At 68.9% G+C, this 14,690-nt stretch carries 16 protein-coding genes; 12 read left to right on the top strand and 4 right to left on the bottom strand.

Translation table 11 applies throughout. From position 1 onward, the window contains the following. The first annotated feature begins 32 nt into the window (after window positions 1-32). Entirely contained in the window at window positions 33-467 is a 435-nt protein-coding gene (locus tag OHA77_RS18420; protein WP_406319252.1) for a DNA-binding protein, read from the top strand. 810 nt (window positions 468-1,277) lie between these two features. Here OHA77_RS18420 and OHA77_RS18415 read toward each other — a convergent pair. Beyond that, the gene (locus OHA77_RS18415; RefSeq protein WP_406319251.1) at window positions 1,278-2,513 is read right to left on the bottom strand and encodes an epoxide hydrolase family protein; all 1,236 of its coding nucleotides are present in this window, start codon (window positions 2,511-2,513) and stop codon (window positions 1,278-1,280) included. A 799-nt stretch (window positions 2,514-3,312) separates the two neighbouring features. Here OHA77_RS18415 and OHA77_RS18410 point away from each other — a divergent pair. From OHA77_RS18410 to ccsB, 7 genes are all read left to right on the top strand, one after another. Continuing rightward, on the top strand, window positions 3,313-4,221 hold the full coding sequence (locus OHA77_RS18410; protein WP_326819441.1) for a LysR family transcriptional regulator: 909 nt from the start codon (window positions 3,313-3,315) through the stop codon (window positions 4,219-4,221). 125 nt (window positions 4,222-4,346) lie between these two features. Continuing rightward, the gene (locus OHA77_RS18405) at window positions 4,347-5,486 is read left to right on the top strand and encodes an acyltransferase family protein (protein WP_406319250.1); all 1,140 of its coding nucleotides are present in this window, start codon (window positions 4,347-4,349) and stop codon (window positions 5,484-5,486) included. Between the two features lie 12 nt (window positions 5,487-5,498). Beyond that, window positions 5,499-6,137, top strand: coding sequence for a histidine phosphatase family protein (locus OHA77_RS18400; RefSeq protein WP_326819443.1), 639 nt, complete (start codon window positions 5,499-5,501; stop codon window positions 6,135-6,137). A gap of 56 nt (window positions 6,138-6,193) precedes the next feature. Beyond that, the gene (locus tag OHA77_RS18395) at window positions 6,194-6,763 is read left to right on the top strand and encodes a TlpA disulfide reductase family protein (RefSeq protein ID WP_326819444.1); all 570 of its coding nucleotides are present in this window, start codon (window positions 6,194-6,196) and stop codon (window positions 6,761-6,763) included. Then, window positions 6,753-7,487, top strand: a complete 735-nt coding sequence (locus tag OHA77_RS18390) for a cytochrome c biogenesis CcdA family protein (protein WP_406319249.1) — start codon at window positions 6,753-6,755, stop codon at window positions 7,485-7,487. Before OHA77_RS18395 ends, OHA77_RS18390 begins: the two co-directional genes overlap by 11 nt. Window positions 7,488-7,522: 35 nt before the next feature. Further along, window positions 7,523-9,169 carry a cytochrome c biogenesis protein ResB gene (locus OHA77_RS18385; RefSeq protein WP_406319248.1) on the top strand — a complete coding sequence of 549 codons (1,647 nt, stop codon included), beginning with the start codon at window positions 7,523-7,525 and terminating at the stop codon, window positions 9,167-9,169. Beyond that, entirely contained in the window at window positions 9,159-10,121 is a 963-nt protein-coding gene (gene ccsB / locus OHA77_RS18380; RefSeq protein ID WP_406319246.1) for a c-type cytochrome biogenesis protein CcsB, read from the top strand. The genes OHA77_RS18385 and ccsB overlap by 11 nt, the downstream gene beginning before the upstream one ends. A gap of 47 nt (window positions 10,122-10,168) precedes the next feature. On the opposite strand, the gene OHA77_RS18375 is transcribed toward ccsB, so the two are convergent. Further along, window positions 10,169-10,474: a PLD nuclease N-terminal domain-containing protein gene (locus tag OHA77_RS18375; protein WP_406319245.1), complete on the bottom strand. Its 306-nt coding sequence runs from the start codon at window positions 10,472-10,474 to the stop codon at window positions 10,169-10,171. Between the two features lie 244 nt (window positions 10,475-10,718). On the opposite strand from OHA77_RS18375, the gene OHA77_RS18370 reads away from it, so the two are divergent. Together OHA77_RS18370 and OHA77_RS18365 are read left to right on the top strand one after the other, a co-directional pair. After that, window positions 10,719-11,423, top strand: a complete 705-nt coding sequence (locus OHA77_RS18370) for a hypothetical protein (RefSeq protein ID WP_326819449.1) — start codon at window positions 10,719-10,721, stop codon at window positions 11,421-11,423. 10 nt (window positions 11,424-11,433) lie between these two features. After that, on the top strand, window positions 11,434-11,673 hold the full coding sequence (locus OHA77_RS18365; RefSeq protein ID WP_406319244.1) for a hypothetical protein: 240 nt from the start codon (window positions 11,434-11,436) through the stop codon (window positions 11,671-11,673). A gap of 126 nt (window positions 11,674-11,799) precedes the next feature. On the opposite strand, the gene OHA77_RS18360 is transcribed toward OHA77_RS18365, so the two are convergent. Continuing rightward, window positions 11,800-12,039, bottom strand: a complete 240-nt coding sequence (locus OHA77_RS18360; protein ID WP_012887349.1) for a BldC family transcriptional regulator — start codon at window positions 12,037-12,039, stop codon at window positions 11,800-11,802. Between the two features lie 261 nt (window positions 12,040-12,300). On the opposite strand from OHA77_RS18360, the gene OHA77_RS18355 reads away from it, so the two are divergent. After that, window positions 12,301-12,498 carry a DUF4229 domain-containing protein gene (locus OHA77_RS18355; protein ID WP_406319243.1) on the top strand — a complete coding sequence of 66 codons (198 nt, stop codon included), beginning with the start codon at window positions 12,301-12,303 and terminating at the stop codon, window positions 12,496-12,498. Here the strand turns inward: OHA77_RS18355 and OHA77_RS18350 are convergent, their stop codons facing one another. Next, complete coding sequence (locus OHA77_RS18350; protein ID WP_406319242.1) at window positions 12,499-13,749, bottom strand: hypothetical protein; 1,251 nt, start codon at window positions 13,747-13,749, stop codon at window positions 12,499-12,501. A gap of 78 nt (window positions 13,750-13,827) precedes the next feature. On the opposite strand from OHA77_RS18350, the gene OHA77_RS18345 reads away from it, so the two are divergent. After that, window positions 13,828-14,553, top strand: coding sequence for a demethylmenaquinone methyltransferase (locus tag OHA77_RS18345; RefSeq protein WP_326819453.1), 726 nt, complete (start codon window positions 13,828-13,830; stop codon window positions 14,551-14,553). Window positions 14,554-14,690 lie beyond the last annotated feature (137 nt).

Here is a 14,690-nt window from a genome sequence, read left to right as displayed (position 1 = left end):
CAACAATTCATTTAAGAAGGCATGCTGGTCGTATGAGTACCGAAGCCGACCAGCCGTCCGATCCCTTCACCCCTCCCGACCCGGGCAAGGCGCGGGCGCACCGGGTGTACGCGTCCCTCTTCCGGATCGCCGAAAGGCACGCGGCCACCGGGGAGCAGCGTGCCCGGCAGGTCCACCCGGACGTTCTCGGTCCGCACGAGGCCATCAGGCTCGTGTCGCTCCTCGCGGGGGGTGGCGCGCTCCTGGAGGACGGTGAACCGGAGGTGGACAACGCCGACATCACCGCGGCTCTGACTCTCATCCCGCTGGCCCGTGGAGAGATGGACCAGTTGGAGGCGAGTCTCCTGCTGATGGCGCGGGGGCGTGGGCTCACCTGGCAGGAGATCGCGTTCGGCCTGGGGCTGGGCACGTCCCAGGCCGCCCGGCAGCGCTACGAACGGCTGGCGGGTCGCGTGGGTGCGGAGTAGTCGTAGAGCATTGCTCCGGGGGATTTGCACTGCGGTGGGTGTTCCGGGAGGGTGTCCATGCGCGCTGCTGTGGGGTGTTCGGGGGCCTGTCGCCGTTCGCGCTGCGGTGGGTGGGTGTTCCGGCCGGCCGTCGCAGTCGCCGTCTCGTTTTTCAGGCCTCCGGCCTGGCGGGCGCGGTGGTTACGGTTTTTTATAAGCCGGCCGGAACACCCACCCACCTCCGCGCCAGACGACCCCGCCGTACGGCGTGCAGACCGCAGTTGCTCACTCTCCGACCGCCCATGGATCTCATTGACGCTGAAGCAATCCGCGCGGGACGGTTCATGGTTACCCGCCGTAGCTGACGCGTTCCTCTCCGACCAGTGCAGGGCTGAGCGCCGTGCCGATCTGGGAGACGAGCATCAGTTGCCCGCCTAGTGCGGGGACTCGACAGAACTTGGCGAACAGTTCGGGCCACCGCCCGTCTGATCACCGAGGACTGGGTGGTCACTACGCTCTGCATCGAACGCGGCGGTGCTGTTCTCTCGGGCTTGCACTGCCACGTCGTTCTCGTCGTTCTCGAAGTCCTCGTTCAGATACCAGGGAGCAAGTAACCCGCCGGTAGGTTTTGACGGTTCAGATTCGCCGTTTCCCGACGTCGGCGGACGGGAGGGCTTTGGCTGCCAGAGCGGTGAGCAGGAGCAGCACGGCTCTGATGGTGGTGAGGCCCGCTCAGGCAGACGGTGTGGCGGGCGGTGCGGGCCGGTCGGCCGATGCGCACGCCAGGCAACGTTCGCCTGGCCCGTCGCCAGACAAGCCCGCGGAGGTCGTTCAGGGCCTGCGGCCGCGGAAGGTGCGGCGCAGGTCGTTCACCCAGGCGTCGGGGTTCTCCCAGGGAATGAAGTGGCCACCGTGGTCGTGGGCATTGACGTTGACGTGGTTGAACCAGTCGGCCTGCGGGCCGGTCTTGAACGCCTGGACGCGCTCGGTGGCGGTATGGATGCCGGGCGGGTTCTCGTACGTGACGAAGGTGAGGCCGACCGGGGCCTGCACGACCGGGGTGCGGTCGTGGGCGGGAGCCCAGGGGTAGCGGTTGGCGTTGGCGTAGTAGCGCATCGACGTGGCGATGGAGTTGTTCACCCAGTAGATCGTGGCGTGGGTGATCAGGTCGTCCTTGGTGAAGACGGATTCGACGTCGCCGCCGTTGTCGCTCCAGGCGTTCCAGCGCTCCAGTAGCCAGGCGAGCAGTCCGGCGGGTGAGTCGCTCAGCCCGTGGGCCAGGGTGGCGCCGTCGAGCATGTGCACGGTGAGGTGGCATGCCGAGCGGTGGTCCAGCTCGATGATCCGGGCGCGGATATCGGCGGGCTGGTCGTCGGTGAGGGGCCGATTCCGGGCGAAGTCCCAGGCCCGGGGTCCGGTGAAGAAGTCGAGCGGCAGCCCGGAGCCGATGTGGATGCCGTACAGCTCGTCGGCGTACTTGTGGCCGAGCTGGCTGGAGATGATCCCGCCGATGTCGCAGCCCCCGGCGGCGTACTTCTCGTACCCCAGGGTCTCGGTCATCAGGGTGTGCCAGAGGTCGGAGACCTTCCAGAAGTTGACGTCCGGAAAGCCGGTGAGCGGGCCGGGGAAACCGAAGCCGGGCAGCGACGGCACGATGACGTCGAAGGCGTCGGCGGGGTCACCGCCGAACGCGGCCGGGTCGGCGAGTGGGTCGATCACCTTCGACCAGTGCCAGAACGTCCACGGCCAGCCGTGGGTGAGGATCAACGGGATCGGACGGGGACCACGGCCGGGCTTGCGCATGAAGTGCACTGGGACACCGGCGACGCTCACCTGGTAGTGCTCGTAGGCGTTGATGGCGGCCTCGGCCTTGCGCCAGTCGTAGCCGTCCCGCCAGTAGGTGACCAGCTCACGGAGATAGCTGTCCGGGACGCCGTAGGACCAGTCCCCATTCCCCTCGTCCAGTGGCGGACGGGTCGATGTGAGACGCACGCGCAGGTCATCGAGGACCTCGTCGGATACATGGATCGGGGTGGGTTCCAGGGGGAAGGCGTGCGGGGTGGCCATGGCGTGGTCCTTACTGGGCAGGGGGAAACGGTGTCGTCGGCCTGTTGGGCGCCTATCGGGCGGTTGGGCGGCGAGCTGGGCCAATCAAGGGGTGCGGGCGGCGACGCGGCGAGTGCCTGCCTATGGTGCGGGTCGAGCCGGCCAACCAGGGCGCCAGACGTCCGATGCGCTCCTTTCGCCGCGACCCGACCACAACACGGCATTCGCTGTCTACAACATCTGCTCGACATACCAGAATTGGGCAGAGCGAATCAGCGCCGGGCCCTGCCAGCCCCGGTAGACCGTGAAATTCTGGCAGAACCCGCCGCCATGCGCTGTCGCCGCCCATCGACCCAGCCAACCCTGCACTGGTCGGAGAGGAACGCGTCAGCTACGGCGACCGGCCTGAACGGCCCCGCGCAGGTTGCTTCAGCGTCAGCGAGATCCATGGGCGGTCGGAGAGTGAGCGGCTACGGTCCGCACGCCGTACGGCGGGGCCGTCTGGCGCGGAGGTGGGTGGGTGTTCCGGCCGGCTTATAAAAAAGCGTAACCAGCGCGCCCGTCAGGCCGGAGGCCTGAAAAACGAGACGGTGACTGCGACGGCCGGCCGGAACACCCACCCACCGCAGCGCGCACGGCCACTTACCTTTCCGGAACACCCGCCCACCGCAGCGCGAACAGCGGCAGGTCCCGAAACACCCACCGCAGCGCGAACGGCCATCCACCCCTCTGGGACACCCGGCAGCAACACGAACAAGCCAGGCAATGATAGTTCAGTAAAAACGAGACTTTCCTGCCTATCTCGTTTAGAATCGCTTACATGTTGGACCTCAACCGTCTCAAAGCCCTGCATGCCGTATCCGTTTACGGGTCGGTCGGCGCGGCTGCCGACGCTCTCATGGTGACCCCGTCCGCAGTCTCGCAACAGCTTGCCAAACTGGAGCGGGAGACCGGCGCGACGCTGCTGGAGCGTAACGGGCGCGGGGTGCGGCTGACCGACGCGGCCGGGTTGCTCGCCGACCACGCCGAGCGCATTCTCGCGCTGGTGGAGACCGCCGAAGCCGACTTCGAGGCGTTGCGCGGGGAGGTGGTGGGGCGGTTGAGCATCGCGGCCTTTCCCACGGCGGCCCGGGGGCTGCTGCCCGTGGCGCTGAGCCATATGCGCGAGCGCCATCCCGACCTCCGGCTTGAGTTGTTCGAGCGGGAGCCTGAGCGGCAGGTCCGCGAGGTGGCCAGGGGAGAGCTCGACCTCGCGGTGATCCAGGACTGGGTGAACCGGCCGATGGCCCTCCCCGAAGGGCTGTCGCGGGCGTTGCTCTTCGACGACATCGCGGATGTGATCTTGCTTGAGTCCCATCCGCTGGCGTCCCGGACGGAGATCGAGCTGTCCGAGCTGTCCGGGGAGCGGTGGATCAGCTCCTCGCCCGGCACGGTCTGCCACGACTGGTTGGTTTATACGCTGCGTTCGGCCGGGTTGGAGCCCGACATCACCTGCAGGGCGGACGAGTATCCGACCCAGCTCGCCCTCGTCGCGGCCGGACAGGGATGCGCCATCATCCCCCGTCTCGGCCGCGACTTCGTCCCCGCGGGAGTGCGGATCATCCCGATTCTGCCGCGCCCGATCCGCAAGATCTACGCGCTCTGGCGGAGTGACGCGGCCCGCCGTCCGGCGATCCGGGCCGCCGTCGACGCGCTCAAGGTGGCCTCGGCCGTCCACCGGCCGCTCTAGGAACGGTTCCGAGGGTCTTCTGACCGGTGCACAGACCAGCGGAAGCCGGCCGCGCCGGGCCGCCGACGACTCCACCGGCCGGGTGACCGCCCGGGAACCACTGCCCATCCCCTAAAGTCGGGCAAATGCCCCCGACCCCCTCCCGGCTGGCCTGGCTGGACGCCCTGCGAGGACCCGCCGCGCTGGCCGTCGCGCTGCACCACTCCGGTTGGACCTTCCTTCCGGGCGTCTGGGCCGAGGTGGACCGCAGGATCGACGTCGGCACCTGGGGCGTCTTCGTGTTCTTCCTGGTCAGCGGATACATCATCCCGGCATCCCTGGAGCGCCGCGGTGACCTGCGGGTCTTCTGGATCGGCCGGGCCTTCCGTCTCCTGCCCCTGCTGCTCACCGCACTCGTCCTGGCGCTTTTCCTCTCGTACGGCGGCGCGTTCGCCCTCCACCCTGGACTGGGCGTGCGCCCCCTCCCTCTCGTCGTCCTCGGGAACGTGACGATGGTGCAGGAACTGCTCGGTGTGCCCGCCGTCATCGACGTGATGTGGACGCTCTCCTACGAGATGGCGTTCTACCTGCTGGCGGTCGGGCTGTTCACCACACGGCAGGCGCACCGGTCGGCCACGACCGCGATCGTCCTGGCGCTGGCGGCCGTACCCCTCGGGCTGCTGATGCCGGGCGCGACCATCAAGGGCCGCGCCGACCTGGTCGCCGCGCTCCTCGGTGCCGCGGTCGTGGTGGTCATCGCCGTGTCGGCGGGGGCACGCGGCCGGGCGCGCACGGCCGCCGCGGTGACGGGCGGTCTTCTCAGCCTGGCGCTGGTGATCCTGGGCAGCCGGATCGGCGCGTGGCAGGGTCTGACCGTCCTGGCCATGATGTTCGCCGGTACGGCCGTGTACCGGGCCGAACAGGGGACGATCCGGTGGCGTACCGCCGTCGGCGCCGTGCTGACGGTCCTGGCCTGCGGGGTCTTCGCCAAGGACGATCCCGGCTGGGCGCCGGCGATCCTGCTGGCCGCCGGTGCCTTCGCGGCCGCGTTCATGCTGCGGCACAGGCCGTTCCCCCGGTGGCTCGCCCACCTCGGGGTGATCAGCTTCTCCCTCTATCTGCTCCACCCGCTCCTGCTGCGGGTGAGTCCGAACCTTCCGCTGTTCTTCCTCGTCCTGGTGCCGCTCTGCTACCTGACCCACCGCCTGATCGAGGCACCCGCCCAGCGCCTCGGCAGGCGGCTGACCGGGCCACCCCCACGCGCGAGGCCCGGTACCGATCGGTAGGCTTGCGGCACCATGGCTGAGACCACCGTCGTTCACCTCCTGCGTCACGGTGAGGTGCACAATCCCGCGAACGTCCTGTACGGCAGGCTGCCCGGCTACCACCTTTCGGAGACCGGCAGGCAGATGGCCGAGACGGTCGCCAAGTCGGTCGCGGGGCGCGACGTCGTCGCCCTTTTCTCCTCCCCGCTGGAGCGGGCGCAGGAGACCGCGGCCCCGCTCGCCGCGACCTTCGGCCTGGAGGTCACGCTCGAGGAGCGTCTCATCGAGGCGGAGAACATCTTCGAGGGCGTCTCGGTCGGCAACGGCGACGGGGTCTTCCGCAGCCCGCGCCGCTACCGCTACCTGTGGAACCCGATGCGTCCCTCCTGGGGCGAGCCCTACGTCGACGTGGTCCGGCGGATGAAAGGCGCGATCGACACCGCTCGTGAGACGGCACGCGGCCATGAGGCGATCATGGTCAGCCACCAGCTCCCGATCTGGATCATCCGGCTCGCCGCCGAGGGCAGACGGCTCCCGCACGATCCCCGCCGCAGGCAGTGCGGTCTCGCCAGTCTCACCAGCTTCTCCTTCGAGGGAAACCGGCTGACCAGCGTGGGATACAGCGAGCCGGCGGGCGCGCTCGCCAAGCGCCCCACTGTGCCGGGCGCGTGACTCCGCCGGTAGAGTGACTGCTCTACCGGTTGTAGTACAGGGAGACGCTGCCTCACATGCGCGCACAATCCTTCGCCGCTGCCGTGCTGCTCTTGACCGTGGCCGGATGCGCCGGCAACCAGGGGACGCAACCGCAGTCGGGGGACACCCGCTTCGTGGCCGGCGACGGCAGGATCACCCTGTTCGAGGCCGCCGACCGCAGGCCCGCCCCCTCCGTCGAGGGGGAGACCCTCGACGGAGGCGCGGCGACGCTCGCCGCGCACAAGGGCAAGGTCGTCGTGCTGAACTTCTGGGCCTCCTGGTGCGCGCCCTGCCGGGCCGAGGCCCCGGTGCTCAAGGACATCGCGGCCAAGACCAAGGCCGACGGCGTGGAGTTTCTCGGCATCGACTTCAAGGATCGCAAGGCCGACGCGCTCGCTTTCGAGCGCAGCCAGCAGTCCGGCTATCCCAGCATCTTCGACCAGCCGGGCAAGGTCGCGCTCTCCTTCCAGGGAACGGTCCCCCCGGCGGCCATCCCGTCGACGCTGATCATCGACCGCCAGGGCCGGATCGCCGCCCGGGCGCTCGGCGCGGTCAAGTACAACGACCTGCTCAGCACCATCACCAAGGTCGGCGATGAGCGCTGATCTGGTGAGTACGGTGGCGAGCGGGTCGCTCGTCCTCGCGCTGCCGATCGCGGTGGCGGCCGGTCTGGTCTCCTTCCTGTCGCCCTGCGTCCTGCCGCTGGTCCCCGGTTACCTGTCGTATGTGACCGGGATGAGCGCCGACCCCAGGCGCGGGCGCATGGTCGCGGGCATCGCGCTGTTCGTTCTCGGCTTCGCCGTGGTCTTCGTGGCCGGCGGAGCGATCTTCGGCGGGCTCGGCGCGGCGCTGCTCGGCAACGCCGAGATCATCACGCGGGTGCTGGGCGCGCTCACCGTCGTCCTCGGGCTGGCCTTCATCGGTGTCATCCCCGGCTTGCAACGCGACTTCCGCATCCATCGCGTCCCGGCGGCCGGTCTTGCCGGGGCGCCGCTGCTCGGCGTGGTGTTCGGCCTCGGCTGGACACCCTGTATCGGCCCGACCCTCGGGGTCGTGCTCACCCTCGGTCTCACCGAGGGCAGCGCCGGGCGTGGCGCGCTGCTGGCCTTCGCCTACGCGCTCGGTCTCGGCCTGCCGTTCCTGCTGGCCGGTCTGGCGTACCGCAAGGCCCTGCAGACCTTCAAGGCGGTCCGCCGCCATTCGCAGCTGATCACCCGGGTGGGCGGGGCCATGCTGGTCGCGGTCGGCCTGCTGCTCGTCACCGGGCTCTGGGGAGAGCTCATCGTGACCATGCAGGGGTGGATCGGCGGATTCGAGCCGGTGATCTGATGGAGAGTGCCGAGCAGACCGCGAAGGAGCGAGCGGTGAGCGGAACCAGTCCGGAGCCGGTGAGCGACCAGGCGGGCGTCGCCGTGGACCCGGCCCTGGCCGAGAAGTCCGCCCCACGACCCGCGAAGCTCGGGCCGGTGGGGTGGGCGCGCTGGTTCTGGCGCACGCTGACTTCGATGAAGACCGCGCTGATCCTGCTGTTCCTGTTCGCGCTGGGCTCGGTCCCGGGATCGATCTGGCCGCAGCGCGGCGTCTCCGACGGCAAGGTCGCACAGTATTTCAGCGACGACCCGCAGCTCGCCGAGTGGCTGGACCGGTTCTGGCTGTTCGACGTGTTCAGGGCGCCGTGGTTCGCCGCCATCTACCTGCTGCTGTTCGTCTCCCTTGTCGGCTGCGTGCTCCCGCGCACCGCCGCTCACCTGCGTGAGCTGCGCAGGAAGCCGCCCGCGCCGCCGCGCAACCTGGTCCGGCTGCCGCAGAACGCTTCGTTCGACGGCGATCTGACCGTCGAGGAGGCGGCGGCCCGGCTGCGCGCGAAGCGGTTCCGGGTGACCACGGGCCCGGACTGGGTCGCAGCCGAGAAGGGCTACCTGCGCGAGACCGGCAACCTGGTGTTCCACGTCGCGCTGCTCGGGCTGCTGGTCGCGGTCGGGATGGGCACGCTGTTCGGTTACCGCGGCAACGTGCTGGTCGTGGAGGGTGACGGATTCGCCAACACGGTCGCCGCCTATGACCGCTACATGCCCGGTCAGCAGGTGAGTGCCGAGTCGCTGGAGCCGTTCTCCTTCACCGTCGACGATTTCCAGGCCACCTACATCGCCAGGGGCGAGCGGCAGGGACAGCCCTTGGACTTCGGAGCGAAGCTCAAGGTCACCGACGCCCCCGGGGCGCGGGAGCGCGACTACGAGCTCAAGGTCAACGAGCCGCTGGACGTCAACGGCACGCTGACCTATCTGATCGACCACGGGTACGCGCCCACCTTCAAGATCACGGATGGCAAGGGGCAGGTCGCCTTCGACGGTCCGGTGCCGTGCCTGGTCGCCCAGCCGGCCACCTTCACCTCCGAATGCGTGATCAAGGTGCCGGACGCCCAGCCGCAGCAACTCGGTCTCCTCGTGGCCTTCCTGCCGACCACCGTGCCGATGAACGGCCAGTGGGTGTCGGTCTTCCCCGGCGCGGCCAACCCCACCGCCCAGGTGTACGGCGCGTTCGCCGGAGACCTGGGCCTGAAGAGCGGCCGGCCCCAGTCGGTCTACGAACTCGACCCGGCGAGCCTGAAGAAGATGAAGCCGCTGGTCATGAAGGCCGACCCGCTGGCGGTGGGCAAGAAGCTCGACCTGCCGAACGGCACGGGGTCGATCGAGTTCACCGGGGTCAAGGAGTGGATCGCCCTCCAGATCACCTACGATCCGGGCCGGGTGCCCGCGTTCGTGTCCGCCGCCCTGGCCGTCCTCGGCCTCGTGCTCTCCCTGACCGTTCGACGCCGCAGGGTATGGGTACGGCTGAAGCCCCGGGCGGGACAGGAGCCGGACGGCGCCACGCCGCAGACGGAAGAACGTGACGGGCACGACCGTCGGCACATCGAGGTGGGCGGTCTCACACGTACCGAAGGAAGCGATTTCAGCGAGGAGTTCGACGAGATCGTCTCCGCTTTGAACACAGGAGAGAAGGATGACCGCTGAGGTCAATGCCGGCCTCGCCACGCTGAGCGATCAGCTCACCCTGGCGACGGTGCTGCTCTATGTCTTCGCAATGATCGGTTACGCCCTCGACCTCGGCTTCGGCAGGTCGAAGGCCAAGGTCGGCGCGCAGGCCAGGCGCGCGCTGGTCACGGCCGGCGCTGGTACGGCCGCCGCCCCGCCCGCCCCGGCGGAGGGGGGCCCGAGCGCCGCGGAGAAGGTGCCTCCGGCCTGGACGAGATGGGCCGGACCGGTCGCGGTCGGTCTGACCTGGATCGGCTGGGCCGCGCACCTGTCGGCCATCCTCACCCGGGGACTGGCCGTGGGCCGGTGGCCGTGGGGCAACATGTACGAGTTCGTGGTCGCGATGTGCTTCGCGGCGGTGAGCGCGTTCCTGTTCATGACCGTCCGTTACGGGACCCGTTTCCTCGGGGCGTTCGTCACGGTCGCGGCGGCTCTCGGGCTGGGCTTCGCCGTACGGTATCTGCACGTGCAGGCCGGTCCGGTGGTGCCCGCGCTCAACTCCTACTGGGTCGCGATCCACGTCACGGCGGCGATCATCGCCAGCGGCCTGTTCATCATGGCCGGTGTCTCCGGCATCCTCTACCTGGTCAGGAAGGACACCGCCGTCCGCCTGCCGTCGCGGGCGGATCTGGAGCGGGTGGCGCACCGGGCCATTGTGATCGGCTTCCCGATCTGGACCTTCGCCGTCATCGCGGGCGCGCTCTGGGCCGACAAGGCCTGGGGCCGTTACTGGGGCTGGGACCCCAAGGAGATCTGGGCCTTCATCACCTGGATCGCCTACGCCGCCTATCTGCACGCCCGGGCCACCGCGGGCTTCAAGGGCCGGGCCGCCATGATCGTGCAGCTCATCGCCTTCGGCTGCCTGATGTTCAACCTGGTCGGGGTGAACATCTTCCTCGGCGGCCTGCACTCCTACGCCGAGGTCCCCTGAGCACCGGGGACCTCCGTGAGGCGGGGGCCGCTTCCGCGTGCCCCCGCCTACTCCTCGTCGCGCAGCCGCCGGTCGAGGTCCTTGAGGAAGTCGGGGTCGTCGTCGGGGCCCTTGGGCGCCGGGGGGCGCGGGCGCGGCCGCCCTTCCCCGGGTGGGAACGTGCGGGCCTCGTAGGGGCCGGTGGGCCGGCCGAGCAGGAGCCAGAACAGGCCGCCGACGGGCGGCAGCAGCACAATGATGATCACCCACAGCAGTTTGGGCAGATTCCTCGCCTGCTCGTCCGGCGTGGTGATGACGTCGAACAAGCAGTAAAGCCAGAAGGCGAGCAGTGCCAGCGCGACAAGCAGGGGCATGCCCGAACTGTAAGCCATTCCAAGCGAGGGCGTGCCAAGGCACCCGTTCCGGGTGACGGGGGGAGGCCCACGTCGTACGGTGGGACCTGTTGCCACTTCCCCCGGGGGCGTGATGGCGAGTTCAGCGGACAAAGGCCGTCATCGACGGCGCTGGTGGCAGCGTGGTCCGGCCCAGCACACGGAGAGTGCCGTCAGAGATGCGCCGCGTGAGGTCCCGGCCGATCCCGAACGACGGTCCGGTGCCGTGACAGCCCCTGTGGTGGACCGCCCGCAGTACACCTGGCAGGACTTCGAGCTGGAGGACGAGCCTCTTCGGGCTCAGCCCAACGCCCCGGACCTCCCTGCGCTGGGCGACGGCCTGCGGCACTGCGGCAGCCTTGAGCGCATCCTGCACCGCCAGTGGGACTCCTGGCAGGGTCCGCCGTCTCCCGAGGTCGTACGGGCGGTGGAGAGCCTCGCCCGGCTGCCGGAGAGGCTGAAGGACAAGCTGGCCGAGGGCCTCGACGGCATCTACGTCGGCGCGGGCGGGGTGCCGGATTTGGACGACATGGGCTACCTGCGCGGGGTGCCGCTGCCGTCGGGCCGGGCCACCTGGGACATCTGCGCCGGGGCGTACGGCGACCGCAAGGTCGTGGTGGGAGACCGCCCCTCGCCCACCCCCGACGTGATGATGCACGAGATGGGGCACGCCCTGGACGACGTGGACGCGCCCCACGGCGACTGGGTCTCCGACTCCCCGGAGTTCGCCGCCCTCTACGACCAGTGCGTCCCCATCCTGGCCTCGTGCTTCCACCGGCAGCCGGGGGAGCTGGGGCGCAGGGAGTTCTTCGCCGACGCGTTCGCCGCCATCGCCTCCCGGCAGCGCCCCGCTCTGGTGGACATGCTCGGCGGCGACACGCGGATGGCGCTCAATGTCATGTTGTTCTTCAACCGGCGTTACGGAATCTAGGTGATCTGGGATGTACGTCATCCGGCTCGCTGACGGGACTCTGCGTGTGCCGCAGAGCCTGTCCAGCGATGACGGGCGTCTGATCGGCAACGCGTATGTGGAGCTCTCACCGGGGGATCCGGACTACGACCGCTGGTTGCCCGAGGCACTCACCGAGGAGGAGTCGGCGCGCCGTCGGCGGCGCTGGGTGGAGGAGAACGACGAGCTGGAGCGGGAGTTCCTGGCCTTCAAGGCCGAGCAGGACAGCTAGCGCGGCGACTCGGTCGCGGGGAGGCCACCGGCCGCGAAATCGGAGACGGTCGCTACGACTCCACGGTGACCCTGCGGCTTCCGGGTAAGGCGCGCAGGATCACCAGTGGTGTGACGTCATAAGTCGTCAAACGCGCGGGGACTCGCCTGCCGGCCGTTCGGCCGTCAAGACGTCCTCTCCACGCAGAAGGGCGTGCACTTCCGACTCGCGGAAACGCCGATGCCCTCCGGGGGTACGGATGCTGCTGATACGGCCTGCCGCGGCCCAGCGTGTAACCGTTTTTGGGTCGACCCGGAAGAGGGCGGCAACCTCTCCGGGCGTCAGCAGACGCTCGCTGCTACTCTCCACAATCTCTCCCCCTCGCATCCCGCTTCCTGCCAGCGGGCGGACAGGTAACCAGTGTGCCGAGCGAAGCCTGATTTATCCGTGCTTTTGAACAAAGATCACGGGTTGTTATCGACTGACTGCCCGATTGTTATATGATAGAGCCTCTTTGAGGCTCTCGTGGCTGTTTCTTTACGAAACTGATCTGTTGGGCACACTAGCATTACTCGCGCTTGGTGCGAAGAGCGTTGGCTCCGACTTCATGCCGCACTCATACGGGCAGAGTGACGTAACCTCGACGCTGTGCATCCCGTCTTCGTTTACACCGCGTCCCGGCTGGGCCTTCTGGCCGTGACCATCGGTGTCCTCTATCTTCTCGGCCTGCGTCAGCCGCTGATCCTGCTGGTCGCGGCATTCCTGATCAGCGGCGTGGCCAGTTACGTCCTGCTGTCCAAGCAGCGTGACGCGGTGAGCGCGCGGATCGCCAAGAAACGGGAGTGATCACGGCATCGGGAACATGCCGACTCGGGCATGGTACTCGCGGCCCAGCTGTGTTGTGTCACTACCAACGAGTAGCCCACCGGGATGGGCCAGGAATGCCTTGACGCCGATTCCGCGCTCCCTTGTCGGATTCCACTTCAGGGCCTTCCCGGTCTGCGGATGGATCGCCCCGATGCCGGGCCGTTCCACCGCGCCCGGTCCGGCCGAATCGTGCCCGAGGGGGTTGTCCAGCCAGCGCTGGTGGCCGCCCACGTAGACCGCCGCGCCGGTGACCGTCACCGAGTAGAGGGAGTCGCCGCCGGTGTGGTTCACCCATGTCGGCCGCACCTCTCCCCTGGTGCGGGTCTCGAAGCGTGCGGCGGTGTCGCACATCTTTCCGCTTCGCGCGCGACCGCCGGTCGTGACGACCGCGAAGTAGGACCCGTCGGGGGCGAAGTCCAGCCCCCGCACATAGCTGGGGAAGACGTCCATGCACTTGCCCGCGTAGGCGTCCGTCCGCCAGTCGGCGACCTTCGCCGGAAGGACGCCGACGTCGACCAGGCCGAGCTGGGGGCGCGACCGCCCGTCGAGGGTGGTGAAGTTGCCGTCGACCGCCAGCCGATCCCCGGCGAGGGCCATCGCCTGGATCCTGACCCGGTTCCCCCGGGGCGTGCCCGGTGTGATTGCGAAGCCCGGGTCGGCAACGCCGGTGGCGGCGTCCAGCCGGGCGAGGGCCGGGCGGGAGACGCGGCCCACCGCGGTGAAGTCGCCGCCCACATAGAGATGGGAGTCGCGCCGGACCAGGCTGGTGACCACCCCGCCGTGGACCTGGGCGTCGAAGCCGCGCACCTGGGCCCCGTCGGACAGCCGAAGCCGGGCCAGTCCACGGGTCCTCGCGTAGCCGATCGCCGCGAACTCGCCGCCGGCGTAGACGGTGCCGTCGGCTCCTGCGGCCAGAGCGTTGACCGGGCGGTCGAGGGACGGTTCGAAGCCGGGCACGATCCGCCCGGTGGCCAGGTCGTAGGCGAAGATGTTGTCGCGTTTCAGGGTGGTCGCGCTCCCGGCGTCGCGGACCTCGCCGAACGATCCGCCGACCACTACCGTGCCGCCCACCAGGGCGATGGCGTTGACGATCCCGTCGAGCACATGGGGGGTGGTGTTCACCGGGTCGGCCGAGACGATCTTGCCGTGCCCCGTGGTGCCGGCGGCTGCGACTCCGGCGGGGACCAGCATCAGGGCCGCGACCAGCGCGGAAGTAGGTCTGGCAAACATTCGGCAATTTTTAGCAGACTCTTGGTAATTGAGAGACTACTTTCCGTGGATTGTCCGAGCAGGCCTAGGCTTGTCCCCATGACGCGCGCTTCGCTGGACAAGCAACCGCATGAGGTCGCCGCGATGTTCGATCGCACGGCCCGGCGATATGACCTGGTCAATGACGTGATCTCGCTCGGGCAGGTCCGGCTGTGGCGCAAGGCGACCGCGGCGGCCGTCGACGCGGGGCCCGGTGAGCTGGTCCTGGACCTGGGAGCGGGGACCGGCACCTCCACCGATGCCTTCACCGCACTGGGTGCCCGTGCGATCGCCTCGGACTTCTCGCTCGGGATGCTGCGCACCGGCGTGCGCCGGCGAGGCGGCTCCGGCCTCTCCGGCGGCGGGGTGCGGGGCGTCAGTTTCATCGCCGGAGACGCGCTGAGGCTGCCCTTCGCCGACGGGGTCTTCGACGCGGTGACGATCTCGACCGCGCTGCGCAACGTCCAGGACACCGGCCAGGCCCTGCGCGAGATGTTCCGGGTCGCCAAGCCGGGGGCGCGCTTGGTGATCCTCGAGTTCTCCCATCCGACGGCCAGGTCCTTCGACCTCGTATACTCGCAGTACCTCATGAAGCTGATGCCGCAGGCCGCCAAGCTGGTCGGTTCCAACGACGACTCCTACGAGTACCTGGCGGAGTCGATCAGGGCGTGGCCGGACCAGGCCGCACTGGCGAAGATCATCCAGGGGGCGGGCTGGGAGCGGGTCGCCTGGCGCAACCTCGCCTTCGGCATCGTGGCGCTTCATCGTGCGTATAAGCCCGCATAGAAGATTCGTCGGCGATAGCCGTACCCGACTGACACTTCGCCTCGCAAAGGGGTTAGACTTCGGGCCGACAAGTTTGTGAAGACCTTCACAAAGGAACGAAGGGCCCCTCAACCCCGAGGCCGTCAAAGCTTGTAGGA

Origin of the sequence: Streptosporangium sp. NBC_01639 (assembly GCF_045209755.1) — a bacterium.
In the GTDB taxonomy this organism is placed as follows: Bacteria; Actinomycetota; Actinomycetes; order Streptosporangiales; family Streptosporangiaceae; genus Streptosporangium.
The sequence above is the reverse complement of the archived record's forward strand: the minus strand, read 5'-3'. Positions and strand labels throughout refer to the sequence as shown.